A 26000-nucleotide genomic window follows, 5' to 3' on the forward strand; every position below is an offset into this window, starting at 1 on the left:
CTTATCAGTGCCCGGCGTGCGGGGAAATCTCAAAGCTCAGGGACGCCCGATCTGACACAAAATCCAACCCTTTTTGTGTAGAGGGCACCATGTGATTGGTGTGGATGTACCAGGTCTTGGCGGCGTTCACCTGGAAACTGGCTTGGCCTTGGGCATCGGTACGCAGCAGCGTGGCGCTACCGTGCCCGCCCTTGACCGGTGTGTCAGCACGATGGCCGACGTACACGCGCAGGTTGGGCACTGGCGTGCCCTGCTGCAGCACCTGGAACGACAGCTGTTCGCCGACCTTCACGCTTCCAGGATTGCGGGCCAGGCGGATCTCCAACGGATAGCCCAGCGAGGCGGCGAAGTCGTCGGTCAGTTTCGTGCCCACCTGGCCAATGGCACGGGCATGCTTGGTGTAGCTGTAGGTGACACCGTTGGGGAACTTGCTCGCATCATAGGTGGCCAGAGTATCGGGCAAGTCTTCCAACTCCAGGTACTTGCCGAACTCGCTGGCCGTACGGGTGCTGGTGGAAGCCATCGTCGAGACGCCCAGCAGATAGGTGCCCTCGCCCGCCGGATGCACGGTGAGCTGGCTTTGCTTGCCGACCTCTTTCCAACTGGCCAAGTCCGGGGCCGCCTTGGCACCACCATGGCTTAGCGAAACGTCCTGTAGACGCGCCCGGGTGACTGCGCCAGCACTTTCATCGAAGGTGCCGTTGTTCACCAAGGCGGTGTTCGCCTCGCCCGCTGCGGTGCCGGGCTTGGAGAAAGCGACAAACAGGTCGTGCGCGCCGGCGCTGCCGGCCACAGCGAACAGCAATAGTGCGGCGGATAGTTGCGTGTTTCTCATAATGTGTAGCTCCTTGGGATCGTGACTTACCAGTGGTAACCAAAACGGACGTTCCAGCGACGACCCAGCAAGTCGTACGTCATGGTGTCGGTGTTGGCGTTGGGGTTGTTCTGAACGAACGGCGCCTTCTTATCGAACACATTCTCTACGCCGGCCGATATGTCCCATTTCTTCTTGATGCCGTAGCTCAGTTGCAGGTTGTGGTACACCACGCTGGACACATGCGAGCCGATCGTGCCGGGTACAGCGATGATGTCGTCCGCGCTGCCGATGTACTGCGCCGAATAGACGCCAGTCCAACGGTTCTTGCCCATGCGCAGTGAGCCCAAGCCACGCCACTGGGTGTAGCTACCCAAGCCGCTGGTGATCTTGCCGGCGTACTCAATGGTGGTGGCACCGGCGAAGGGAGTGACGTCGTAGCGCTCAAGATACGAGGCGTCCAGACTCGCGCTTGCCTGCCAGCCGGCCACATCGAATTGATACAGCACACCGATATCCACGCCTTCGGATTCCTCGCTGGCCGCATTGACCTGCTGGGACGAGAGGTAGTTGACCTCACCGGTGACCGGATCACGAGTGAAGTTGGCCGGTGAGCAGAACGGATGGGCCAAGTTCGGCGTGGTGTAGCACGCACGCAGCTTGACCGAGCCTTCAATGCTACGGATCGCATTCTCGATGCGGATACGGTAGTAATCGGCCGTGAGCGTCAGCCCCGGCGCAAAGCCTGGGGTCCACACAAAGCCTGCCGTGAAGGTCCGCGCATCTTCAGGCTTGAGGTCGGGATTGCCGCCGGTCGTGGTGAGGATGGTGTTGCCCAACTGACGAAAGTTGGTCGGCACCTCGGCGGCCTGGCAGTTGGCCCGAATCACCGAGTCCGCGGGCAAGGTGCTCCAGTTGCTGCACGGATCCAGGGTGGTCAGGCTGCCTTGGCCGATGCCGCCAAACAACTCCGGGATGCTGGGGATACGAAAAGCCGTCGCGTAGTTGAGACGAATCTTCAGCGGTTCGGCCACCTGCCAATCCAGCCCCACCTTGTAGTTGGTGTCGCTGCCGAACAGGTCGTAGTCGGAATAGCGGCCGGCCAGGTTCAGGGTCGCGTAGTCCACCAACGGGACGTCCTGCAGCAGCGGGACGGCAAACTCGACAAAGGCTTCCTTGGCCGAGTACTCACCTTCGATCGGATCCTGACGCACGATGTTGGCGCTGCCGTTGACTACCAGCGGATCTGGGTACAGCCATCCGCGTTCCTTGCGAAACTCCACGCCCGAGGCGAAGGCGACGCTACCGGCGGGCAAATCGAACAGGGCGCCGGAAATGGTGCCGCTAAAACCCTGCTGGCTGTTGCCACCCGAGCCGCGCTGGGTAAACAGGATGTAATCCAGCACTTCGGGCGTCAGGTTGCCGTAGCCCAAGTAGTTGCCGCACGGAATAGCCGCCCCTGGTGTGTTGCTGCACAGGCTGGTGTTGAGAGTGTTCTCTACTCGATCCAGGTTGGCGATGTTAGTCGAGCTGTCCGTAGCAGAGTTGCGGCCCCAGTTCATCGCGACATTCCACGCCCAGTTGTCGCCCCACTGCCCCTCCAAACCAAGCACGGTGCGAAACGTATCGACCTCCTGCTCGGTGATGCGCGCCCCGGCTTCTTCCAGACGCCGACGTTCCAGGGTCAGGTTCTGGCCGGTGGGATTGGTGGGATTGGTGGCGGCGATCCGGATGGTGCGATACACCCCCAAGGTATTGGGTGAGGCACGCTGATTGGACTGGCGATTGGTCGCCATCAGTTCCGTGAACAGACGGGTGTTCTCGGTCAGGTCGAACTGACCAAAGCCACTCAAGCCCACTCGCTTGATCGGGCTGACCGCATTGAGCAACAAGTTGTAGTTGTAATTGTGCTTGGCCGGATCATAGAGCTCGTAGGAGCGTGGATCCCCGTTGGGATCCTGGTTGAAGTTGACCACGCGACCATCGGCCAGTCGGGCTCGCCCACCGATGGTGGACGAGTTGCCCACGCACTGCAGGGTGCCGGCCACCACACCCAACGGACACGGTGCCCGCGACGCCATGGTGATCGTGCCGCTTTCGGCATAGGTCAGGGCGCCAGACATTGAGCTGCGCTCGCCGGTGGTACCGAAGGCCAGGTTGAAGGAGCCGATCTCGCCATCGCCCTGGAAAGTCTGACCATAGCGGGTGGATAGCTCCACGCCATCCATTTCCTTGCGCGTGATGATGTTCACCACGCCGGCCACGGCATCGGCGCCGTAGATGGCCGATGCGCCGTCCTTCAGGATCTCGATGCGATCAACCAGGGCCAAGGGCACCACGTTCAGATCCACCGAATTGTTGGCGCCTGTACCACCGTTGACCACGCGTCGGCCGTTGAGCAGTACCAAGGTGCGGTTGACGCCCAAGCCACGCAGGTTGATCTGGGTGGTGCCGTTTCCGTTACCCGTCCAGAAGTTGTTGGATTGCGAGCCGGCTGCACCGGCCGATGCAGGCAAGCGCTGCAGCAGCGTCTCGACCGAGACGGCACCGGAGCTCTGGATGGTCTCGGCATCAATGACCGTGGTGGGGCCCACACCGGACATCTGGGCGCGTTTGATGTGACTGCCGGTCACCTGGACCGCATCAAAGGTGGTGGGTGAAGCGGCCGACGGCGTTGAGGCGTCGGCGCCGCCGGAGAGGGAGGCGCTGTAGGCATCGGGACCGTCTTGCCCTACACCGGAAGTCGGTGCGTTGCGCGTAGGCGTCGGCGTGTTGGCACCTTCTCGCACGATCGCCAGCGCGCCGCTTTGATCGCGCTTGACCGTCAGCCCGGTTCCGGCGAGCAGGCGGTTCAGCGCTGCATCCTGGGACATGTCCCCACGGGCGCCTGCGGTGCGTCGATCACGAACATCTTCGCTCAAATAGACCAGGCGAACACCCGATTGCCGGGCATAGGCTTCCAGCGCGACTTTCAGATCCCCTTCGGGGATATCAAAACTGTTCGTTTGTGCAGCGGCGGAGGCCGCGATGACCAGACCACACATGACAGCCAATGCTGTCCTCGCCACTTTCGTACGTGCCATGCATTTTCCCCAGGTCGGCGCGAATCGGCCTGATATCTGTGACGAGAGGACGGCACGCTTCCGGTATGAAATATTTCAGATTGATTTCTGCTGGCGTCTCAGTGCGGCTGGGAGACGCGAATCTGATCACCCTGCGTCTCCACGCGCAGGTTGAAGCCGGTGGCCAACAGACGTGCGAAGGCATCCACACCTGTGGCATCGAAACTGCCGCCCACACGCATGTGGGCCGTTTCCGGATCCATCAGTACCAACTGCTTATCGTTGTAGCGATTGAACTGGGCCGCCACATCCGCCAACGTGGTTTGATCGAACTCCAGGGTGCCATGGCGCCAGCTCAAGGACCGGCGCACCTTGTCCTGAGCGTTGACTGCCACCAGCGTGCCCGCCGGCTTGCTATACAGCAGCCCCCCGCCCTGCACGATCACCGGCGGCCGTCCCGGTTTGGCCACCAGCGGCTCAACGCGTACCTTGCCTTCCAGCACGGCCACTTCCAGGCGTTCGCGTTCCTGCCTGACCGAGAACTTTGTTCCCAGTACCACGACACGATGCTCGCCGGCGTGGATGACGAACGGGTGCGCCGGATCGGGCTTCACATCAAAAAATGCCTCGCCCTTGTCCAGCCACACGTGGCGCAGCGAGGGGTCCACCTGCGCCCGCAGCTGCGTGTGCGTGTTGAGCTCCAGGCGGGAACCGTCCGACAGGGCGATCACCTCCCGGCCGCCAACCTCGGTGCTGTAGCGCGTGCCAGGGCCCCACCCCGTGAGGGTGAACAGCACCGCCAGCATGGCAACGCTCGCGGCAATGGCCCAGCGCATCGGCGCTCGCCAACGGTGTATGCGTGGCGGCTGCACGGCGCGCACGGCCGCCAACCGGTCTGCGCGCGTCCACACCGACTTCAAACGAAGCCAGGCCACACGATGGGCGGTGTCCTGTTCCAGCCAGGCTTGCAGCTGGATCTGGTCCTGTGCAGTCCATTGTGGGGACTCGGCACGGTTGATCCATTGCGCCGCGACCTGTTCGATGTCCTTGTGTGGGCTCATGGCTGCGAACGTTCCTTGTTGAAGCGCCGTGACGGACGCTGGATCTTGCCGGTACCGCCGAGCATGAAGTCTGCCAAGGCCCGCATACCCAACAGAGTCTGGCGCTCTACCGTATCTTCGGCGATCCCCAACCGTCCGGCTACTTCGCGCTGGGATAGACCGTAGATCTTGCGCAACTCCACAATCTGTCGACATTTGTGGGGCAGTTTCTGCAAGCCTTGCTGCAAGCGGCGCAGTTCATCACGGGCACTTAGATGTCGCTCAGGCGTGACCTCATCGTTTTGCATGACCGCTTGCTCCACATCGGCCATCGCTTCGATGGACACAATGCGAGAGCGGCGGATACGATCGATGAGCAGGTTACGTACGGTGGTCATGACAAAGGGCTTGGTCTGCGCGGGCAAGCCCCGTCGCGCGGCTTCATAGATGCGTGCGTAAGCGTCCTGCCTAAGATCAGGAATCTCGCTGTCCTCATGTCCATGCCGGCGCAGGAAGGCATGGATCAAGCCTTCCAGCGGCAGGACATGGGATATGAACCACTCATCCAGCGCCGTGGTCACCGGGCTACTCGCTGATTCATCAGGCAGGCTCAAGCACGTCCACTCACTGGGACGAGTGCAGGGGAAAAATCCGGTACACGCCGCCCGCCGGCACGTTCGGCCGGCGGGGCTACTTCAGATCTTGAAGTCGTCGAAAGCCACCTGGCTGTCGGGTACACCCAGCCGGGTCAGCAACTCGCGTGTGGCCTTAAGCATGGCCGGCGGTCCGCACAAGTAGAACTCGCAATCGGCCAAGGCCTGATGGGCCTTAAGCAGGCGGTCATGCGCCACCTCATGCACCAGACCCCGCAATAACGCATCGTCGTTCTGCGCTTCATCCGACAGCACCAGATGCCAGCTGAAGTTCTCGTGCTGCTGGGCCAGGCGCTCCATCTCCTCGATGTAGGGCGCTTCCTTGAGACTGCGCGCGCCATACCAGAAATGGATCCGTTCACAGCCCTGCCCCGCCAACAGCGTCCGAATCATCGCGCGCAACGGAGCCATGCCGGCGCCGCCACCGATGAACACTTTCTCCCGTCCGTGAGGCTTGAGCGCAAAGTCGCCGAAGGGGCCGCTGAAGCAGACCCGATCTCCGGGCGAGAGCGTGTACAGGTAGGTTGAGCCCCTGCCAGGAGGATGGCGTTTCTTGTCCGATCGTCCAGGACTGAAGCGGGCCAGCAAGGTCAGTCGCCCCTGTGCCTGATCGACAGGCAAGGCGAGCGAATACGCCCGACGAACCGGTTCGCGGTTGACCAACTTCTCGGGCAGGTCCACGCCCGCCCACTCCTGATGGTGGTGCTCGGGCCGCACGAGCTTGTTCACCGGTACCTCGTAGTTGGGCACATGCACCTGCAAGTAAGCGCCAGGTTGATATTCCGGCCCGGGGGCCTCATCGGGCTTGAGCACGATCTCGCGCAGGAAAGGCGTCACGGCCGTGACCTGCTCCACGGTGGCGCCATACTCGGTCCACAGACTAGCCCCGCCAGCCACCTCGACATCGGTGTCTTCCGTCACGGCCAGGTTGCAGGCCAGGCGATAGCCCATCTTGACCTTGCTCGCGCCTAGGTGGGCGCGATCGGCCGCGGTGGCTTTGGGTGCCGCGCCGCGGAAGCGCACCTCGCACAGGCCGCAGCTCTGCCCTCCTCCGCAGTTGGACGGCAGTTGCACGCCTTCGCGCGCCAGCGATACGTAGACGTTGTCGCCTGCCGACGCCCGGACGGTACGCAGCCGCGTCCCATCCGGACCGAATACCGACAACTCGCGGGCCGGACGCCAGCGGCGCGGCACGAACTCGCTCCAATGGAAGCTGGCAAACAGCAGCCAGATGCCGGTCAGGGCCAACCACAGACCGCCGATCGCGGCGGTGACCACCAACGGGTTGTTGAAGTTCTTGCGCCCGGTGTAGTCCATGATGTGCAACATCCAGAACACATCGAACAGGCGCCAGGTCTTGTTGCGGTGGTAAAGCACCTCGCCCGTCTGCGCAGACAGGTACACCGTGGTGTCCTGGCCATCGTCGGTATCCACGCGCCACAGTCGGCCTTCGTGATCGCGTACCTCACCACTCCACTCCAACAGGCGCGGTGCTTTCAACGTACCGGGGCCGGTATAGGAGGCTTGCGCCAGGCGTGTGGCCCAGGCCGCGTCCAAGGCAATGGGTTGGCCGGACACGGCGTTGGCCAAGGTAATGCCCTGGGCATCGGCCAACTGATAGACCGGGGTATCCAGCAACCAGCCCGAACTGACGCGACTGACTTTCTTGTTTCCACCCAGGAAACTGGCCGGCGAACGGGCATTGGCAGGCCACTCATGGGCCGCATGCTCGTGCGCCTGGAACTCATGGCCCTGCACCTGATCGTGGTCCAGCCAGCTCATCATCACGCCACTGGCCATCCAAAGCAGCAACTGCAAGCCGATGATCAAGCCGACCCATTTGTGCAGCGTTCTCATCCAGGGCGTCATGCTGCGGCCCTCCTGCGAAAGCTGTAGAACAACAACCAGGCACCGCTGAGCACGAACACCAAGCCAACTGCCGAGGCCACGCGCAACAAGGTGTTGTTGACGTCCGAACGGGCCTCGTAGTCCATGATGTGGAACATCCACAGGAAATCAAACCAGCGCCACAGGCTGTGCCGCCGCGCCAGTAGCTCGCCGCTATAGGGCGAGAAATACAGGGTGGTTTCACCGGCATCGGCGTAGTGCACCGCCCACATGGGAACCGGGCGGGTGGCCACTTCTTGTGGCGCCTGAGTGACCCACTCGACCCGAGCTACGGGTGCCTGGCCCTGATAGACGTCTTTTGCCAAGGCGATCGCCATCTGCTGATCACCTGGGGAGAGCACCTCCCCCGTCGTGGCGTCCAGCAGGTACACCTGATCGCGCGCGTGAATCTCGTAGACATCCCGCTCAAGCAGTCGCTTGAGCTTGACCTGCGTCATGCCCGGATAGCGCCGCTGCAGTTCCTCACCGGACAAGTGGGTGGGTGCCACCAGCGGCTGCTGATGGGCATGGGCCAAGTGATCGCCATGGATGATGTCCAAGGAGATGACCGTCATGTACACGCCACTGATCATCCACAGCAGCGCTTGCACGCCAATGATCAGGCCAATCCATTTGTGGGCCTTGCGTGCCCAGAAAGCCGATTTCATAGTGATCTCGTTCGACAAGAGGACAACGCCTGCTCCCGTCACCAGGACGGGAGCAGGCCAAGCAGGTCTTACCAGTGGTATCCCACGCGGGCGTACCAACGACGACCCAGCAGGTCATACGTCATCGTGTCGGTATTGGCGTCGGTGTAGCTCTGGATAAACGGGGCTTTCTTGTCGTACAGATTGTCGATGCCGAAGGACACATCGAAAGTCTTGTTCGGTGCGTACTTGAGCTGGACATTGTGGTAGGTCACGCTGGGTGCGTGATCGCCAATGTCGCCGGGGCTAGCGTTGATGTCATCCGCCTTGCCGATGTACTGCAAGCTGTAAGAACCGGACCAGGCTTCGCGTTCCATCGTCAGCGAGGTCAAGGCGCGCCAGTGAGTAAAGCTGCCACGGCCACCAGTGATCTTGCCGGCGTACTCGATCACATCCGCGCCCGGGAACGGCCGCACGTCGTACTGGTCCAGATAGGACACATCCACGCTCAAGGTCGAATCGAAGCCAGCAACCGCGAACTCGTACAGACCACCCAGGTCGATGCCCCGTACCCGTTCGTTGGCCGCATTGACCGGCTGGGACGACAGGAAGTCCACTTCACCGGTGATCGGATTGCGGGTGAAGTTGTCATTGCCGCAGAACGGATGCGCCAGGCCCGGGGTGTTGTAGCAGATCGACAGCTTGGTTGAGCCATCGATACGCTGGATCGCGTTGTCGATCTTGATGTTGAAGTAGTCCACCGTCAGCGTCAGTCCCGGCAAGAAGCTCGGCGTCCACACCGCACCCACGGTCAGGGACTTGGCATCTTCCGGCTCGAGGTCAGGATTGCCGCCGGAGGTGGTCAGGATCGTGTTGCCCGGCTGTACGTAACCTGCCGGCACGCCGTACGCCTGACAGTTCTGACGCACTACCGAATCAGCCGGCAAGCTGCTCCAGCCGCTACAGGGATCGGTCGTGGTCAGGTTGCCCTCGGCTACGCCACCAAACAACTCGGGGATGTTGGGGATGCGGAAAGCCGTGGCGTAGTTGGCGCGCACCTTCAAGGACGGCACGATCTGCCAATCCAGGCCCACCTTGTAGTTCACGTCTTCGCCGAACAGATCGTAATCGGAGTAGCGCACGGCGGCATTGAGCGTCAGGCTCTCGGCGATCACGCTGTCCTGAAGCAGCGGCACGGCAAACTCGGCGAAGGCTTCCTTGGCCGTGTACTCACCGGCGATCGGATCCTGTTGGTTCGTGTTGGCAATGCCCAGTACCGTCAGCGGATCGGGATCGCGCCAACCACGCTCCTTGCGAACCTCGATGCCGGAGGCAAAGCCCACCCAACCGGCCGGCATCTCGAATAGCTGGCCGCTGATGTTGGCGGTGAAGCTCTTCTGGTCGTTGCCGCCGTTGTCGCGCGTCCTGAACAGGATGTAGTTGAGCACCTCGGGGGTCAGGTCGCCGTAGCCGAGATAGTCACCGCAGGGGATCGCCGCGCCGGGAGTGTTGCTGCACAGCGCGGTGTTGAGCGTGTCATCCACCCGGTCCAGGTTCGCCACATTGGTCGAGCCATCCACACCAGTGTTGCGGCCCCAATTCAGCGCGGCCGACCAGTCCCAGTTCATGCCCAACTGGCCTTCAATGCCCGCGACCACGCGGAAGGTATTGGTTTCCTGGAAGAACTCGCGCGGGCCGGCCTCTTCCAGACGGCGGCGCTGCAGCAGCAGGTCCTGGCCGGTCGGGTTGGTCGGGTGGCTGGCCGCGATGTTGATCGGGCGATAGACACCCAGGCTGCCGGGTGTGGCCAGCTGATCGGATTGGCGGTTGGTGAACATCAGCTCGGTGAACACGCGCGTGGTTTCATTCACAGTGCTGTCGCCGAACAGGCTGAAGCTCAAACGCTTGATCGGATTGACGGCATTGAGATAGGGATTGCCGTTGTAGTTGTGCTTGGCCGCCGAATACGGTTCATAGAAATCCCCGTCACCATTGGGATCCTGGTTGAAGTTCACACGCGAGCCGTCGGCTAGCAATGCGCGCCCACCGATGGTGGCCGAGCTGCCCACACATTCGAGTTGCCCGTCGACCTCACCCAAGCCGCACGGTGCGCGTGAGGCCATGTTGACCGCGCCGGTCTCCGAGTAGTTGATGCCGGCCATCAACGAACCGCGGTCCGACGTAATACCCCAGGCGAAATCGAACGACTTTTCTTCGCCATCACTTTCGAAGGTCTGTCCGTACCGCACTGCCGCCTCGGCACCGTCGTAGTTCTTCTTGGTGATGATGTTCACCACGCCCGCCACGGCATCGGCGCCGTAGATGGCTGAGGCACCGTCCTTGAGGACCTCGATCCGCTCGATCAGCGCTACCGGGATGATGTTCAGGTCCACCGAGCTGTTGGCACCGGTGCCACCATTGACCACACGACGACCATTGAGCAGAACCAGCGTGCGGTTAATGCCCAGGCCGCGCAGATTGACCTGGGTAGTGCCGTAGCCGTTCTCGGCCCAGTAGGCATTGGACTGGCTGCCGGCAAAGCCGGCCGACGCCGGTAGGCGCTGCAGCAGCGTCTCCACCGAAGTGGCGCCGGAGCGCTCGATGGCTTCCGCATCAACCACACTGACCGGACCAACACCGGAGAGCTGCAGTCGCTTGATATGGCTGCCGGTGACCTGGACGGTGTCCAGCGTCTTAGCCGACTCGCTCGTGGCGCCCTGTTCAGCCTGCTGAGCCAGAGCCACCGTGGAAAAACCGGCGCACAGAAGGGCACCGACGGATACCGCCAAAGGATTGCGCTTGAAGTACATGGGTTCTCTCTCCCCCGAAGGGCAATGCATGCGTATGACCCTGGTGCCCCAGACGTGGGGGCCTATGCGACATCAGGGCGTGCGTAGACGTCGCCAATCAATGGCGACCAAGCAGCATTAGCCGATGGGAGGTCGGAACAGCCGGGATACTTGTCGTCGCAGCGGCGGCAACTCAGGCGTAGGTAGGTAGGTGCTCGTCAGGGCGTGCTGGGCGGCAAAGATGACCGGCACACGCCCTGCGAAGAAGGTGAGCACACAGCTGCAGTCGCAGGAGGTGGTGCTGCAGTCGCACTGATGATCGTTCTGATCACCCTGCCCGGCTTGCATGCCACCGGGACGAATTTTGTTGCAATCGTTACTAATCTTGACGCGTTCATTGACACGCGCGCCGCCGTGCACCGAGTGGGTGCCATTCACCGCACCTGGGGGAGGAATATGCCGCACGGCCATCCGCGTGGTGGCCTGCGCGCTCAGGATCCCATCCGCGCAGAGCACGAGGATCAGGAACATACGCAGTAGCACGCGAAGCGAAGGCATGAGCGTGTGGCGAACCCGCAGGTTGTCTATACCACAGCAATAGCACGAGGAAATTCTTAGTGTCAACTGCTTGTGCAGCACAGCATCGAAAGTGGTTGGACTGGTTGTATAGACATGTAATGCTTGGGCCATGGACGAACCCAAGCCGCACTACCAGAAGCTCAAGCACTTCATCCTGCGTCACATCACCAACGGCGACTGGCCCGCGCGCAGTCGCGTCCCCAGCGAGAACGAACTGACGGCCAAGTTCGGCTTGTCTCGCATGACAGTGAATCGAGCGCTGCGCGAGTTGACCGACGCCGGCGTGCTGACCCGAGTGCAAGGCGTGGGCACGTTCGTCGCCGGGCCAAAGGCCGAATCGGCGATGTTTGAGGTGCGCAACATTCGCGAAGAGATTCAGTCCCGCGGCCAGACACACTCGGTCCAGGTGCTGATCTGCGAGACGGTCGAGGCGCGCTCCAGTGTGACGACCAACTTCGGCCTGACACCGGGCACGGAGCTGTTCCACAGCCGCCTGCTCCACCACAGCGATGACAAGCCCGTGCAGTTGGAGGATCGCTTTGTGCAACCCAGCGTGGCGCCGGATTACCTGGACATCGATTTCCACACCGAGATTCCGCACCAGTACCTGATGCGCGTTGCGCCGCTAGAGCGCGCCGAACATGTGATTGAAGCCGAGACGGCCAGCAAGCGTCTGGCTGCGCAACTGAAGGTCAATGAAGGCGATCCGTTGCTGGTGCTGACCCGACGTACATGGTCGCGCGGACAGGTGGCCAGCTTTGTGCGGTTGATTCACCCGGCATCTCGTTACCGCTTTGTGGGCACCTTCCAGGTTGGCGCCCCCCTGACCCCTTGAGGATTTGATGGATACCTTGGAACGCTCCGCTTCCCCTACGCGCACCGTTCGCGCTCCGATCGGCACCCAGTTGCACTGCAAGAGCTGGCTGACTGAAGCGGCCTACCGCATGATCCAGAACAACCTGGATCCCGACGTGGCCGAGCGCCCGGAAGATCTGGTGGTCTACGGTGGAATCGGTCGTGCCGCGCGTGACTGGAAAAGTTTTGATCGCATCCTGGCCACGTTGCAGGCGCTAGAGGACGATGAATCCTTGTTGGTGCAATCGGGAAAACCGGTAGGCGTGTTCCGCACGCATCCGGATGCACCGCGCGTACTGATCGCCAACTCCAACCTGGTGCCTCATTGGGCGACCTGGGAGCATTTCAACGAGCTCGATAAGAAGGGCTTGATGATGTACGGGCAGATGACCGCCGGCAGTTGGATCTACATCGGTAGCCAGGGCATCGTGCAGGGGACCTACGAGACGTTCGTTGAGCTGGGTCGCCAGCACTATGGTGGTAACTGGCAGAACAAGTGGATCCTCACCGCCGGCTTGGGCGGTATGGGGGGCGCGCAGGCGTTGGCGGCGACCTTAGCCGGGGCCAGCAGCATCGTGATCGAGTGCCAGGAGTCTCGGATCGATTTTCGTATCCGCACCCGCTATGTCGATCACAAGGCCTACTCCATCGATGAAGCCTTGCAGATCATCGAACACAGCCCGACGCCGGTATCGGTGGGCTTGCTGGGTAATGCGGCCGAACTGTTGCCGCAGTTCGTCGCGCGCGCGCGCAATGGAGGTTCCCGCCCTCACGCCGTGACCGATCAGACCTCAGCGCATGACCTGATCAATGGCTATCTGCCCGCCGGATGGACCCTCTCACAGTGGGAACAGGCGCGCGGCGGTGACGATGGTCAGCGACGCGAGCTGGCGCAGGCTGCTGCGGCCTCGTGTGCCACGCATGTGCGCGCGATGCTCGATTTCCACGCCATGGGCGTGCCGACGATCGATTACGGCAACAACATCCGCCAGGTGGCGCTGGATCAGGGCGTGGACAACGCCTTTGCCTTCCCCGGCTTCGTGCCCGCCTGTATCCGTCCGCTGTTCTGCCGCGGCATGGGCCCGTTCCGATGGGTGGCCCTGAGCGGGGATCCAGAAGACATCTACAAGACCGATGCCAAGGTCAAAGAACTGTTTCCTGACAACACGCATCTTCACCACTGGCTGGACCAGGCCCGCGAGCGCATTGCCTTCCAAGGTCTGCCCGCACGGATCTGCTGGTTGGGCTTGGGCGAGCGCCACAAGGCCGCGCTGGCCTTCAACGAAATGGTGCGCAATGGCGAGCTCAAAGCACCGATTGTTATCGGACGCGATCACCTGGACTGCGGCTCAGTAGCCAGCCCCAACCGTGAAACCGAAGGCATGCGCGATGGCTCCGATGCGGTCGCGGACTGGCCGCTGCTCAACGCGCTGCTGGCCACCAGTGGCGGTGCGACCTGGGTGAGCCTGCATCATGGCGGCGGCGTCGGGATGGGCTTCTCGCAACACTCGGGCGTGGTCATCGTGTGCGATGGCACCGAGCAAGCCGATCGCCGGCTGGCGCGTGTGCTGTGGAACGACCCAGCCACGGGCGTGATGCGCCACGCCGATGCGGGTTACGAGCAGGCACTGGCCTGTGCCCGTGAGCATGGCCTGACCCTGCCGGCCATTCTGGAGTGAATCGCATGCTTACCCTGACACCGGGCCAGCTGACGTTGGCCCAGCTGCGGCAGATCGCGCAAGGGACTGATCCCATCGCCCTGGACGCAGATTGCTGGGACAACGTCCGCGCCTCTTCGCAGGCCGTGCAGGCCATCGTGGCCGCCGGCGAGCCGGCCTATGGCATCAACACCGGCTTCGGCAAACTGGCCAAAGTCCACATCCCACGCGAGCAACTGGAACAGTTGCAAACCAACCTGGTACGTTCGCACGCCGTGGGCATGGGGCCATTGCTCGACGATGCCTGCGTGCGCCTGATCTTCGCCACCAAGATCGCTTCCCTGGCGCGGGGCTACTCGGGTGTGCGCGAGCAGACGCTGACCACCCTGATCGCGGTCTACAACGCCGGGATCTGGCCCTGTATCCCCGCCCAGGGTTCGGTCGGTGCATCCGGTGATCTGGCCCCCTTGGCGCATCTGACCTTGGCGGCCATGGGCGAAGGCCAGGTACGCGTCGACGGGCAGATCATGTCGGCCAGCCAAGCGCTGCAAGACGCCGGGATCGCTCCCATCCGACTGGCCGCCAAGGAAGGGCTGGCGCTGCTCAACGGTACCCAAGTGTCCACGGGTATTGCGCTGATGGCGCTGTTTGCTGCCGAACAAGTCTATGCAGCCGCCGTGCTAACCGGCGCGATGAGCGTGGATGCGGCATGCGGCTCCGATGCTCCGTTCGATCCGCGCATCCACGCCGTGCGTGGCCAGCCGGGCCAGATAGCAGTGGCTGCGCACTACCAGCGGCTGCTGGCCGGCAGTGCCATTCGCCAATCGCACCTTCACAACGACACCCGCGTGCAAGACCCTTACAGCCTTCGGTGTCAGCCTCAGGTCATGGGCGCGGTGCGCGATGTCATGCAGCACGCCGCCCACGTGCTGCTGACCGAAGCCAATGCAGTCTCCGACAATCCGCTGGTATTCACCGACACCGGCGAGGTGATCTCCGGCGGCAACTTCCACGCCGAGCCGGTGGCCTTTGCCGCGGACCAGCTGACGATGGCGGTGTCCGAGATTGGCGCACTGTCGGAACGGCGCATCGCCCTACTCATCGATGCCACGATCTCCGGCTTGCCCGCCTTCCTGGTCGCCAATCCGGGCGTGAACTCCGGCTTCATGATCGCGCACGTGACCGCGGCCGCCCTGGCCAGCGAGAACAAGACCCTCTCCCACCCGGCCAGCGTGGACTCCCTGCCCACCTCGGCCAATCAGGAGGATCACGTCAGCATGGCCACCTTCGCCGCGCGCAAGTCGCGCGAGGTAGCCGACAACGTGCGCCGGATCGTGGCCATCGAGCTGCTCGCCGCCTGCCAAGGCATTGAGTTCAGGCGGCCGCTGGCGTCTTCGCAGGCATTGGAGGCAGTGCATGCACAGGTGCGTAGCGAGGTCCCCCGCTACGATGAGGATCGCTATCTGGCCCCGGAAATGCAGGCGATGGAAGCCTTGATCGAGCGGGGCGGTTTGCGCGCGTTCCTGGACTGGCCGCTGCAGGATCTGCGCGCGTGAATCTGGCGTGGCACGGACGCGTGGACCTGCCGGCCACCGCCGATACGCAACGCTGGCACCAAAGGGTGGTCTTGGACCCGCAGCCTGGGGCGCCCGGCATTGCTCTGCTGGGATTTGCCAGCGATGAAGGGATTCGTCGTAACAGCGGCCGACTGGGCGCCGCACAAGGACCCGGTGCACTTCGCAACGCCTTGGCCAACCTGCCCGTGCTCCACTGTGCTCCGCTCTACGATGCGGGCGACATCACCTGCGCGGATCAGGCATTGGAGTTGGCGCAGGCCCACTACTCCCATCGAGCGCAGCAACTGCTGGATCAGGGAAATTGGGTGATTGGTCTGGGCGGCGGGCACGAGATCGGCTATGCCAGCTACGCCGCACTGCGGGGTCACCTGGGCGCATCCAACGCTCGCATCGGCATCTTCAACTTCGATGCACACTTTGATCTGCGTGAGCAAGGCAGTGCGAGCTCGGGCACGCCCTTCCTGCAGGCACTGGAGCATGCCCGCAGCAGTGGCTCCCCGCTGCAGTATCACTGCATTGGTGTAAGTCGATCCGGCAACACACCGCGTCTATTCGCCACGGCCGAGCGCGAAGGCGCCCATTACCTCACCGATGACGTGCTGTGCACCTGGAACTGGCTGGCACAGGCTGAGGTGCTGCGTGCGTGGTGTGAGGCGGTTGACGTGATCTACCTGACGCTGTGCCTGGACGTGCTGCCGCAGGCTGTGGCCCCGGGCGTGAGTGCCCCCAACCCACGCGGAGTGAGTCTGGAGGTCCTGGAAGCCCTGCTGGATCTGGTCATGGCCTCGGGCAAGGTACGTGTGGTCGACGTGGCGGAACTGTGTCCGCCCTTGGATCCGGATCAGGCCACCGCACGTGTGGCCGCGCGTTTGATCCACCGCATGGTCAGTGCGCACGCTCAATGGGGTGATACCGGCTGGCAAAAGGCAGTGAGCTAGCGGGAGCGCTCAGCCAACAGTTGCTTCATCTGCGCGATCTCCTGTGTCTGCGAGGTGATGATGTCTTGGCAGAGCTTCACCAACTCAGGGTCCTTCAGGCGATTCTCCTCGCACATCAGGATGGCGCCAGCGTGGTGGGGAATCATCGAACGGATGAACTGCTTGTCAGTGACCGCTGCCTGCGTGCGAATTCCCCACCAGCAGAACAGCATGAACGCCACGGTCACGCCGGCCAGGATCAGATTACGCCGACGATCGGGGTACATGCTGGACATGAGCCAAAGCTCGATCAACAGCATCGGCGCGGCCATCAGGCCCGCCATGTAGAACTGGTTGACGTTGTTATAGACGTTGGCCCACTGATCGACCATGGCATACATCAGGGCGTACATGGCCAGGAACGACAAGGCCATCATCAGCAGCAGGCGACCGTAGTGGCCCTGATGCGTCTGACCGGAACTTCCGTGCGAGGCGTGTTGCTCTGAATGCTGCGTGTGCGTGCTTTCGTGCTTACCGTGCGAAGAAGACATGTCGATCTCCGTGGGAATGGCAGAACATCGCCGAATCCCGGGGGCCAAGGAACCAGCCCCCGGGGAGATAGCAGTTACATACCCTTGCCGGCAGCGAATTCCTGCGGGCTCAGCTTGCCGTCCTTGTTGCCATCAAGCATGCCGAAGTGCGGCGCGAGCTTGTGCTTGGCCAGTTCTTCCTTGGACAGCGCACCATCCTTGTTGGTATCGAGCTTGGTGAAATCGGCATCGGCCGCGGCCGGCTTGTGCTGACCATGCTCCTGCTTCTTGTGGTCCATCGGCTTGTGCTGACCGTGGTCGGTGGTGGGCGTGGTGGTCTGGCCGCCGGCGAAGGCCGCGCCCGCCATCAGAAACAGGGCCATCATCGAGAGGGAGGCATAACGCTTCATTGCAGTACTCCTTGTGGGATATGAGCCATCAGTGACAGGAATGGCCGCGCGCAGGCTCATCGGCGCGGTCAGGGGGGGAGGTGGCAACAACGGTGGAGCCGGACAAACGCAAGGCATTGGTGACCACCGAAACCGAGCTCAGGCTCATGGCCAGGGCCGCCATCATCGGACTGAGCAAAAGGCCGAAGCTGGGATACAGCAGGCCGGCGGCGATAGGCACGCCGATGGCGTTGTAGACGAAGGCGAAGCCCAGGTTCTGCTTCATGTTGGCCACCGTCGAAGACGAGATGGCACGGGCTTGCACGATGCGCCTCAGATCACCCTTGACCAGGGTGAGCTGGGCGCTGGACATGGCCACATCCGTGCCCGTCCCCATCGCGATGCCCACATCGGCTGCCGCCAGGGCCGGCGCATCGTTGATGCCGTCGCCAGCCATGGCCACACGACGACCCTGGGCCTTGAGTTGCTGGACCAGTTCGGCCTTGTCCTGCGGCTTGACGCCGCCACGCACATCCTCGATGCCCAGCGTGCGCCCCACGGCCTCGGCCGTCGCCTGTGCGTCACCGGAGGCCATCACCACGTGCAGGCCATCGGCACGTAGCAGGTTCAAGGCAGGCAAAGTCGTGACTTTGATGGGATCTGCTACCGCAATGGCGCCGGCCAATCGTCCATTGACCGCCAGGAACATCACGCTGGCGCCTTCCTTGCGCAGACGCTCGGCGCTGCTCTGCAAGGGCGCAACATCAGCCCCTACCGATGCCATCAAGCTTTGGTTGCCAAGCACCACATCCTGATCGGACACGCGCCCGCGAACGCCTTGACCGGTGAGCGAATCAAAATCTTGGGCGGCCACCAGGTTCAAGCCACGTCGCTGGGCTTCCGCCACGATGGCCTCGGCCAAGGGATGCTCACTGCCCTGCTCCAAGCTGCCAGCCAAGCTGAGGATCTGATCGGCATCGAAACCGGCGTAGGAGAGCGTGTCGCGAAAGGCTGGACGGCCCTCGGTCAACGTACCGGTCTTGTCCACGATCAACGTGTCGATCAGACGTAGCTGCTCGATCGCCTGAGCATCGCGGAACAGGACCCCGACCTGCGCAGCGCGGCCAGTGGCGACCATGATCGACATGGGGGTAGCCAAACCTAGGGCACACGGGCACGCAATGATCAGAACCGATACGGCATTGAGGACGGCAAAAGTCCAGGACGGTTCGGGTCCAAACAGACCCCATCCGAAGAACGTGAGCACCGCCGTGGCCAGCACGGCCAGGACAAACCAGTACGCCACCTTGTCCGCCATACGCTGCATCGGCGCGCGGGAGCGCTGGGCTTGGGCTACCAACTGCACAATCTGCGCCAGTACCGTCCCGGATCCGACTTTGTCCGCCCGGATGACCAAGGCGCCCGTCCCGTTGAGCGTGGCGCCTATAACGTGATCACCGACAGCCTTCTCCACCGGAATGGGTTCACCGGTCAGCATCGACTCATCGACACTGGTGCGGCCTTCGATGACCTCCCCATCGACCGGCACCTTCTCGCCCGGTCGTACGCGAAGCAGGTCACCCACGTGCACGTGATCCAGCGCAACGTCCTCTTCGCCCCCATCGGGTTTGACGCGGCGAGCCGTCTTGGGCGCCAATCCCAGCAGGGACTTGATGGCCGCCGAGGTTTTGGAACGCGCCCGCAGTTCCAGCAGCTGTCCGAGCAGGGTGAGCGAGACGATGACCGCTGCCGCCTCGAAGTAGACCCCTACCCGTCCATGCTCGCGGAAAGAGTCCGGAAACAGGCCCGGTGCAACGGTGGCCACCACGCTGTAGCCAAACGCGGCGGCCACGCCGATGCCGATCAGCGTCCACATGTTGGGGCTGCGATTGCCGATGGACTGTAGGCAGCGCTCAAAGAATGGCCACCCCGCCCAGAGCACCACTGGAGCGCTCAGCACGAGCTCAATCCAGGTGCGCGCCTGCGTGGACGAGCCGGGCAGACGGTGTCCCAGCATGGCCAAGACCAGGACGATCAAGGTCAAGGGCAATGTCCAGCAGAACCTTCGGGTGAAATCGCGTAACTCCGGATTGTCGTCCTCCTCCAGCGAGGGCATCTCCGGCTCCAGCGCCATGCCACAGATCGGACAGGTGCCGGGACCTGGCTGACGAATCTGCGGATGCATCGGGCAGGTGTAGACCGTGGCGTGGGTACCGCTGGGTTGGGCCACCGCTGCTGGGGCGGTCACTTCAACTTGCTGGGGAGCATCGTCCGTATAGCGGACGGGACTGGTGATGAACCGCTCTCGGCATTTGGCTGAGCAGAAGTGATACTTCGTTCCGCCATGCAGGGCGTGGTACGGCGTTCTAGCCGCAGAGACCTGCATACCGCATACCGGATCACGCACCGAGTCTGGACCATCGCTGGCACCCTGCGGCATCGCCTTGCCGGCTTCATCGTGGGAATGAGGGGACATGGATCACTCTGGTCTGGAAGAAGGGATCGCGAGCAAACTGTCAGCTGCGTTGACCGTGCAGGACGTAAGGCTGCGTGGTGCCGTCGGGCAGTACAAATTCCACCGTATAGGGTTGAACACGTCCGTCGGGCATCTCCATACCAGGAGAACCGGCGGGCATCCCCGGTAGCACTAATCCACGGCCTACCGGGCGCTCACGAAGCAGGCGCAGGATGTCCTGCACCGGCACATGACCTTCGACGATGTAGCCATCGATCTCGGCGGTATGGCACGAGCCGCGTCCATAGGGAACGCCCAAGCGCGCCTTGATCGGGTTGAGGTCTTCGCTGTTGTGCACCTCAACCGTAAAACCTGCTTTCTCCAGATGCTCCACCCACAGTTGGCAGCAACCGCAGGTCGCACTCTTATGTACTTTGACCAACGGCAACGGACGCTGCGGTTGAGTGACCTGCTGCGCAGCCGCCGATGTCGGAGATTGGGCGTCCGATGCCGCCTCTGAATTGACAGCCGATTCGGGGCGCGCGCATGCGGTCAGCGACAAGGCCGTGGCCAGCAGAAAGAGACAGCTGCGTGAAGTGTTCATCATGCTTCCTTAAGAGATGCCCGAGCGCCGAGGCGCTCGGGCGTGGAGCCGGGGCAGCTCCATGAAGGGATCAATGCTGGTGATCGTGGCCGTCATCGGCCTTGGGAGCTGGCTCGGCTGGTTTGGCTGGCATGGAGCCGTGCTGATCGTGCTCGCCCTCGGACTTGGCCTGCGCAGGTTGCTTTGCCGGCTCGGCCGCATGCACGTGCGTCTTGCCGTCGGCATGCACATGCGTGGTGCCTTCCTTAGGCTTGCTCATGTCCATGCCCATGCCACCTGCTTCATGCCCCTGGCCATGGCCATGGCCATCACCCATCTCTTCGCTATCACCGCCGCCATGGTGATCTGCACCCGCTTCCTCGCCATGCGAGTGCCCGCCGGTCTCACCGCCACCGTGTGAATGGCCATCACTGCTGGCCACCAACGCCTGGTAGCCGGCCTTGTCCAGCTTGGGCAGCTTCTGCAGGAAGGCCGACATGTTCCAGATGAACTCATCGTCCATGCTGCCGCCCCACGCAGGCATGCCGCTGGCCTTGATGCCGTGCTTGATCACCCAGAACGCCTCAGCTGGACCCACCGGGTGCTTGCTTAGGTTTGGTGGCGCGGGGTACAGACCCTTGCTCATCTCGGTGGCCGCCGCATCTGGCGAAAGATGACAGGTCACACACATAGCGTTGTAGTTGCCCGCACCCTGGCGGATACGCTCAGGATCATCCAGGTTCGTGGGTACCTGAAGCTTGGCGGCGCGCACCTCAATGGAACGCTCACGCGCCGTTTCAAGTAGCGCATACACCGGGCGACTATGCGGATCATCAGCGGCCACGTTGTACACGCCCAGAGAGACCGCGGCGGTTGCGACCACCGCAACCAATGCCACGCCGGCGCCGAGCCATACCCACATCTTCTTGTTGGATTTCATTGTCAGTTCCCCTTAGAACCAGGTACGAAGGCCGATGACCAAGCGCGTGTCTTCAAAAGACTCGCCATGCTCGCGTCGCATGTCTGCGGTATTGCCAAACGCACGCTCGTACACCACGCCGATGTAGGGAGCGAACTTTCGGGTGAACTCATAACGAAGTCGCAGGCCCGCCTCAGCGGTACTCAGACCCGAACCTATTCCGCGCAATGGATCGTTCTTGCCATACGCCGTGACCTCCACCAGCGGCTGCAGGATCAGCCGATTGGTCAGCAGCAGTTCGTACTCGGCCTCGACATTGGCAGCAGTCTGGCCGCCTTCGCCGAGATAGGCTGTGGCGGATACTTCGAACTTCATCGGTGCCAAGCCCTGTACGCCAATAGCGGCGAAGTTCTGCGAAGCCCCCGGCTTGAAGTCATGGCGCACACCGGCCACCACATCCCACCACGTGGAGATACTGCGGCCGTAGAGCACTTCCAGATCAGCCGACTCGGTCTGACCATCTGTGCGTTCGCCTTCACTGCGGAACCAGACGCGATTGAGGTCCGTACCGATCCAACCCTGACCCTCCCAACCCAGCCCGGTGCCCGGATCGGCATCCCAGGCTTCCAGGCGATTGAGCAGTACGTAGCTCTTGATCGAATTGTCATGCACCGGATGCGCGTGTGCGGGCGCGATGGCCGCCTGACGATCAGCCTCGGTCACCGCAGGAATCGGGGTGCGCGGCTGCGTTGGTGCGACAGGCCCATGTCCCATCTGACTGTGGTCCATGCCCTCCATCGATTGCATGCCAGCTTCTGGCGTAGCGGATGCGGGCGAACCGTGGCCCATCTGCGAATGGTCCATCCCCTGCATCGCAGGCGTGGACGTGCTGGAGGCGTCGGACGCAGCGGGCTGTGCCATCTGACTGTGATCCATGCCCTGCATCGGCTGCGTCTGCGCTTTGGGCGCTGCAGGTGTACTCGCGGGCGAGCTGTGCCCCATCTGCGAGTGGTCCATGCCCTGCATGGCAGGCTCGGCTGCTTGAGCCGGCGGCGCGGCATGGCCCATCGCCGCATGATCGATAGTCGCTTCGCTGGTCTTGGCCGGTGTTGTAGGTTTGGGGGCTGGCGCAGGCTTTGATGTCGGCGCCTGATGTGCAGAGTGATCCTGAGCCTGGGTCTGCGCGCCCTGCTCCATCGGCATGGAGCCGTGCTGCATGGATTGGGCGCTGGCCGCATTGGCCAGGGCCAGCGAGATAGCCAGGGTCAGCGCAGTCAGGGTGGTATTGCGTCTATTGATGTTCATTCGTCGACCCTCACCGTGCGCATCATTCCGGCTTCCATGTGATAGAGCAGGTGGCAATGGAACGCCCAGCTGCCCAACGCATCGGCACGCACGCGATACGTACGTCGGCTGCCTGGCGGCATGTCCACCGTGTGCTTGCGCACCATGAAGTTGCCGCTATCGTCTTCCACATCGCTCCACATGCCGTGCAAATGGATCGGGTGGGTCATCATCGTGTCGTTGACCAATACGATGCGCATGCGCTCGCCGTAGTTCAGCCGTAGCGGCTCGACATCGGAAAACTTCTGACCATTGAAACCCCAGGAGAATTTCTCCATGTGTCCGGTCAGATGCAGCTCGATCTCGCGACCGGGGTCGCGTCCGTCAGGGTCTTCAAAGGTGCTCTTGAGCATGGAATACGTCAGTACATGACGGCCGTTATCGCGCAGGCCATTGCCCGGATCGTCCAAGCGCGAAGTCACGCTCATGGCTTGGTTGTCCAACAGCGGATTGTTGGTCTCGCTGGCAGGGTGTGATTGCATGCCCCCATGCTGCATGCCGGCCATGGCACCATCGCCGGCGGCGGGCATCGCGTGACCCGCATGGGCCGAGGCCTCATTGCCGCTGGCAGGTGGGGTCATGCCGGGCATGCCCATGGCTGCACCACAGCCGCCTTCCATGCCCTTGCTGCCGCCAGACATATCCATCGATCCATGATCCATGCCCATGTCTGCCATCGTCAGCAGCGGCCGGGGATCCACAGACGGAAGAGGCGCGCGTAGTCCTTCGCGCACGGCGAGCGTGCCGCTGACGTAGCCGGTGCGACCGGAGTCCTGGGCAAAGATGGTGAATGCGTCCTGCCCGGAGGGCTCCACGATCACATCGAAGGTTTCTGCTACTGCAATGCGGAACTCGTCGACCGAAACCGGATGGACGTACAAGCCATCCGCCGCGACCACGGTCATCTTCAACCCCGGAATACGCACATCGAAGTACGTCATGGCAGAGCCATTGATGAAACGCAGACGCACCTTCTCGCCACTGCGGAACAACCCGGTCCAGTTGCCCAGAGAGGTCGTGCCGTTCATCAGGTAGGTGTAGGTGTTGGCGTTGACGTCGGACAGATCCGTGGGCGTCATTCGCATCACGCCCCACATCTTGCGATCTTCCAACGTGGCCGACAGACCATTGCGCTTCACATCGCGCGCGAAATCGCCGACCGTGCGCTTGTAGTAGTTGTCATGGCCCGGCATCTTCTTCAAACGATCGAACAGGGCCGTCGGGTCCAGGTCTGTCCAATCGCTCAGCATCACGACGTAGTCGCGATCGAAGCTGAAAGGCTCTGGCTCCAGTGGATCGATCACGATCGGTCCATAAAGCCCAGCTTGTTCCTGGAAACCTGAGTGGCTGTGGTACCAGTAGGTTCCGCCCTGATGCAGGGTGAACCTATAGTGGTAGGTCTCACCACGTCCGATGCCGTCAAAGCTCAGGCCCGGCACGCCGTCCATGTTGGCCGGCAGAATGATGCCGTGCCAATGGATGGAAGTATCCGTGCCATGGAGGGAGTTGGCCGGCAATGCATTGGAGACACGCAGGTTGACCGTGGTGCCTTCCCGCCACCGCAGCAACGGCGCCGGAACGGACCCGTTGACCGTGATCGCGGTGCGGGTCTTGCCGGTGAAGTTCATCGGCGTCTCGCCGATGGTCAGGTCAAACTCGGTGCCCGACAATACGTTGGCTTGTCCGGGGCCCTTGAGCGCCCAACTGGCTTTGGGCCAGAACCCCAATCCTGCGACTGCGCCTCCCAAGGCCAAGCCTTGGACAAATCGCCGCCGCGAAGGCAGCAGCGGTCCACCATGTGGACCACGAAAATCATCATGCGACATGTAAATGCTCCAAGCGTCGTGTTGCCACCGGCAGGCGGTGGTACAGAGCGGGTGGCTGGCCTATACAGGCATGCAAGCCACACCAACGGCGCCATTGCGGCGCCTAGGGACGCTTAGCCGATCGGTGGTCGGATCAGATGAGGCAAGGCAGGCGCCGGATGCCCCAAGGGCAGCGGCATGACATCCAGGCCCAAGGCCAGTTGTACCGAAACATGCAGGCGCGCAGGCAATGCGCTCGCGCACGCGTGCACGCAGGCGCACCGGCACGCAGACGACTTGCAACAGTCGGGGCCGGCATGATCGCCGTGCCCAGTGCCAGCCTTTTCAATCGATGTGGCATCGGGATGATGCTCAGCACTGTGATGGGCGACGCAGTCTTCGTCGACTTGCACCGCGGCAGCGACTTCGCTGGCCTGCTCTTCCATCACCGGATTCATACTGACCGACGCAAACGCCGACCACGCCCCGTTAAGCACGAGCATGGCGATCAGGATCAGTCGCAGTAGAAGTGAGGAGGCTGACACGGGTGACATGGTAAATCACTTTAGACAAGGCGCGCGTGTATCGGTCGTGAACAAAATCTCAGGCAGGCCTGAGATGCCGCGCCCCGTTAGTCGCGCTAGCCGCGCCCACTGGTGTTCCATCCGGGGGCGCTCCAAAGGGCCGGGTTGAAGCGAAGTGCTGCCCATAAAGCGAGCGACCGTACGGCCTACTTCTCGGATGTGCTCTCGATCAGCTTCACCAGCTCGCGCTTCTGCTGCTTGCTGAGCGAGCCCCAGCGTAGGAGCAACTTCGCCAGCAGATCATCATCGGTGTACAGCAACGCGGCGGGGATCCCCAACGCTTGAGCCAACCGCTCAGCGGTCTCCAGCTTCGGCTCGTGCTTGCCACGCTCGTACTGGTTGATTCGGGGGCTGGCCACGTGAGGATCCAGACCGGCCCGGATGCCCAACTCCTTCTGCGACAAGCCCGTGTGCAGGCGGGCTTGTTTGAGGCGTCGAGCGAAGGTCGGTGTTGAGTCGACTGACAAAGTCACGCGCGCACCCCATGGAGACCCCATAAGGATGGCGGATGTACCCTGCCTTGCATACTAAGATATTCTTAGCTTTGAGGCAACCGGCGACCCCGGTAGCGCTGCCATCGCCAGGAGCCACGCCGCTCCCTCACCCCCGGAACCCGCATGCCCGGAACCTCGTCAATGACGCCATCTGGGGTCGCCAGCATCGAGGCGTTGGGGCTTCGTGGCACCCTTTTCCTTGGCGTGCACGACAGCGCCCATGTGCGCGAGGCCATCTTTCAAGAGGTCAAGAAGCGCTTGCGCTACCTGATGACCAGTTCGCCCCAGCAAGGCATGTTCAAGCCCTACCATCTGGCACCGGAGTCCTCAGTAGCCAAGCTGTTCGTAGACTGGGTCGTACCTATGGAATGGGCGTACTGGACTGGGGAGCGCTATCCCGGCCGCTAGCAGGCAAACGA

The 26000-nt window shown here is 62.5% G+C and carries 22 protein-coding genes; 5 read left to right on the top strand and 17 right to left on the bottom strand.

The window, feature by feature from the left end:
• Positions 1 to 4: 4 nt before the first annotated feature.
• The 8 genes from OY559_RS10225 to OY559_RS10260 form a co-directional block, all read right to left on the bottom strand.
• Positions 5 to 835, bottom strand: a complete 831-nt coding sequence (locus OY559_RS10225) for a DUF4198 domain-containing protein (RefSeq protein WP_277726202.1) — start codon at positions 833 to 835, stop codon at positions 5 to 7.
• A gap of 26 nt (positions 836 to 861) precedes the next feature.
• The gene (locus tag OY559_RS10230; protein WP_277726203.1) at positions 862 to 3897 is read right to left on the bottom strand and encodes a TonB-dependent receptor; all 3036 of its coding nucleotides are present in this window, start codon (positions 3895 to 3897) and stop codon (positions 862 to 864) included.
• A gap of 98 nt (positions 3898 to 3995) precedes the next feature.
• Positions 3996 to 4937 carry a FecR family protein gene (locus tag OY559_RS10235; protein WP_052756063.1) on the bottom strand — a complete coding sequence of 314 codons (942 nt, stop codon included), beginning with the start codon at positions 4935 to 4937 and terminating at the stop codon, positions 3996 to 3998.
• A complete protein-coding gene (locus OY559_RS10240) occupies positions 4934 to 5497 on the bottom strand; it encodes an RNA polymerase sigma factor (RefSeq protein ID WP_277726204.1) in 564 nt (187 codons plus the stop codon). Before OY559_RS10240 ends, OY559_RS10235 begins: the two co-directional genes overlap by 4 nt.
• Before the next feature lie 114 nt (positions 5498 to 5611).
• On the bottom strand, positions 5612 to 7438 hold the full coding sequence (locus OY559_RS10245) for a PepSY domain-containing protein (RefSeq protein WP_277726205.1): 1827 nt from the start codon (positions 7436 to 7438) through the stop codon (positions 5612 to 5614).
• The gene (locus OY559_RS10250) at positions 7435 to 8142 is read right to left on the bottom strand and encodes a PepSY domain-containing protein (RefSeq protein ID WP_213605120.1); all 708 of its coding nucleotides are present in this window, start codon (positions 8140 to 8142) and stop codon (positions 7435 to 7437) included. Before OY559_RS10250 ends, OY559_RS10245 begins: the two co-directional genes overlap by 4 nt.
• A gap of 50 nt (positions 8143 to 8192) precedes the next feature.
• Positions 8193 to 10913 carry a TonB-dependent receptor gene (locus tag OY559_RS10255; protein WP_277726206.1) on the bottom strand — a complete coding sequence of 907 codons (2721 nt, stop codon included), beginning with the start codon at positions 10911 to 10913 and terminating at the stop codon, positions 8193 to 8195.
• A 117-nt stretch (positions 10914 to 11030) separates the two neighbouring features.
• Positions 11031 to 11582 carry a CopL family metal-binding regulatory protein gene (locus tag OY559_RS10260; protein WP_277726207.1) on the bottom strand — a complete coding sequence of 184 codons (552 nt, stop codon included), beginning with the start codon at positions 11580 to 11582 and terminating at the stop codon, positions 11031 to 11033.
• Here OY559_RS10260 and hutC point away from each other — a divergent pair.
• Genes hutC through hutG form a run of 4 tightly spaced genes read left to right on the top strand, consistent with a single transcriptional unit; the run spans position 11581 to position 16499 of the window.
• Positions 11581 to 12306 (top strand): histidine utilization transcriptional repressor HutC, encoded by a 726-nt coding sequence (gene hutC / locus OY559_RS10265; protein WP_065031427.1) that lies wholly within the window; start codon positions 11581 to 11583, stop codon positions 12304 to 12306. The two genes, OY559_RS10260 and hutC, sit on opposite strands and share 2 nt — an antisense overlap.
• A 16-nt stretch (positions 12307 to 12322) precedes the next feature.
• Positions 12323 to 14005, top strand: a complete 1683-nt coding sequence (gene hutU, locus OY559_RS10270; protein ID WP_277729976.1) for a urocanate hydratase — start codon at positions 12323 to 12325, stop codon at positions 14003 to 14005.
• The gene (hutH, locus tag OY559_RS10275) at positions 14002 to 15540 is read left to right on the top strand and encodes a histidine ammonia-lyase (RefSeq protein ID WP_198146936.1); all 1539 of its coding nucleotides are present in this window, start codon (positions 14002 to 14004) and stop codon (positions 15538 to 15540) included. Before hutU ends, hutH begins: the two co-directional genes overlap by 4 nt.
• Complete coding sequence (gene hutG / locus OY559_RS10280; protein ID WP_277726208.1) at positions 15537 to 16499, top strand: formimidoylglutamase; 963 nt, start codon at positions 15537 to 15539, stop codon at positions 16497 to 16499. Before hutH ends, hutG begins: the two co-directional genes overlap by 4 nt.
• On the opposite strand, the gene OY559_RS10285 is transcribed toward hutG, so the two are convergent.
• From OY559_RS10285 to OY559_RS10325, 9 genes are all read right to left on the bottom strand, one after another.
• Positions 16496 to 17029, bottom strand: coding sequence for a DUF305 domain-containing protein (locus OY559_RS10285; RefSeq protein ID WP_277726209.1), 534 nt, complete (start codon positions 17027 to 17029; stop codon positions 16496 to 16498). The two genes, hutG and OY559_RS10285, sit on opposite strands and share 4 nt — an antisense overlap.
• A 74-nt stretch (positions 17030 to 17103) precedes the next feature.
• Positions 17104 to 17418: a hypothetical protein gene (locus OY559_RS10290; protein ID WP_049395166.1), complete on the bottom strand. Its 315-nt coding sequence runs from the start codon at positions 17416 to 17418 to the stop codon at positions 17104 to 17106.
• A 28-nt stretch (positions 17419 to 17446) separates the two neighbouring features.
• Entirely contained in the window at positions 17447 to 19783 is a 2337-nt protein-coding gene (locus tag OY559_RS10295) for a heavy metal translocating P-type ATPase (protein WP_277729977.1), read from the bottom strand.
• A 130-nt stretch (positions 19784 to 19913) separates the two neighbouring features.
• A complete protein-coding gene (locus OY559_RS10300; RefSeq protein WP_080955570.1) occupies positions 19914 to 20456 on the bottom strand; it encodes a DUF411 domain-containing protein in 543 nt (180 codons plus the stop codon).
• Positions 20457 to 20526: 70 nt separating this feature from the next.
• Entirely contained in the window at positions 20527 to 21375 is an 849-nt protein-coding gene (locus tag OY559_RS10305) for a c-type cytochrome (RefSeq protein ID WP_228903386.1), read from the bottom strand.
• A 12-nt stretch (positions 21376 to 21387) separates the two neighbouring features.
• A complete protein-coding gene (locus OY559_RS10310; RefSeq protein ID WP_046934796.1) occupies positions 21388 to 22659 on the bottom strand; it encodes a copper resistance protein B in 1272 nt (423 codons plus the stop codon).
• Positions 22656 to 24524 (bottom strand): copper resistance system multicopper oxidase, encoded by a 1869-nt coding sequence (locus OY559_RS10315; RefSeq protein ID WP_046934797.1) that lies wholly within the window; start codon positions 24522 to 24524, stop codon positions 22656 to 22658. Before OY559_RS10315 ends, OY559_RS10310 begins: the two co-directional genes overlap by 4 nt.
• Before the next feature lie 113 nt (positions 24525 to 24637).
• Positions 24638 to 25057, bottom strand: a complete 420-nt coding sequence (gene copL / locus OY559_RS10320; RefSeq protein ID WP_046934798.1) for a transcriptional regulator CopL — start codon at positions 25055 to 25057, stop codon at positions 24638 to 24640.
• Between the two features lie 176 nt (positions 25058 to 25233).
• On the bottom strand, positions 25234 to 25584 hold the full coding sequence (locus OY559_RS10325) for a helix-turn-helix domain-containing protein (RefSeq protein WP_046934799.1): 351 nt from the start codon (positions 25582 to 25584) through the stop codon (positions 25234 to 25236).
• A 120-nt stretch (positions 25585 to 25704) separates the two neighbouring features.
• Here OY559_RS10325 and OY559_RS10330 point away from each other — a divergent pair, with 120 nt between their 5' ends.
• A complete protein-coding gene (locus tag OY559_RS10330) occupies positions 25705 to 25989 on the top strand; it encodes a hypothetical protein (protein WP_277726210.1) in 285 nt (94 codons plus the stop codon).
• Positions 25990 to 26000 lie beyond the last annotated feature (11 nt).

This window comes from Pseudoxanthomonas sp. SE1, assembly GCF_029542205.1.
GTDB lineage: Bacteria > Pseudomonadota > Gammaproteobacteria > Xanthomonadales > Xanthomonadaceae > Pseudoxanthomonas_A.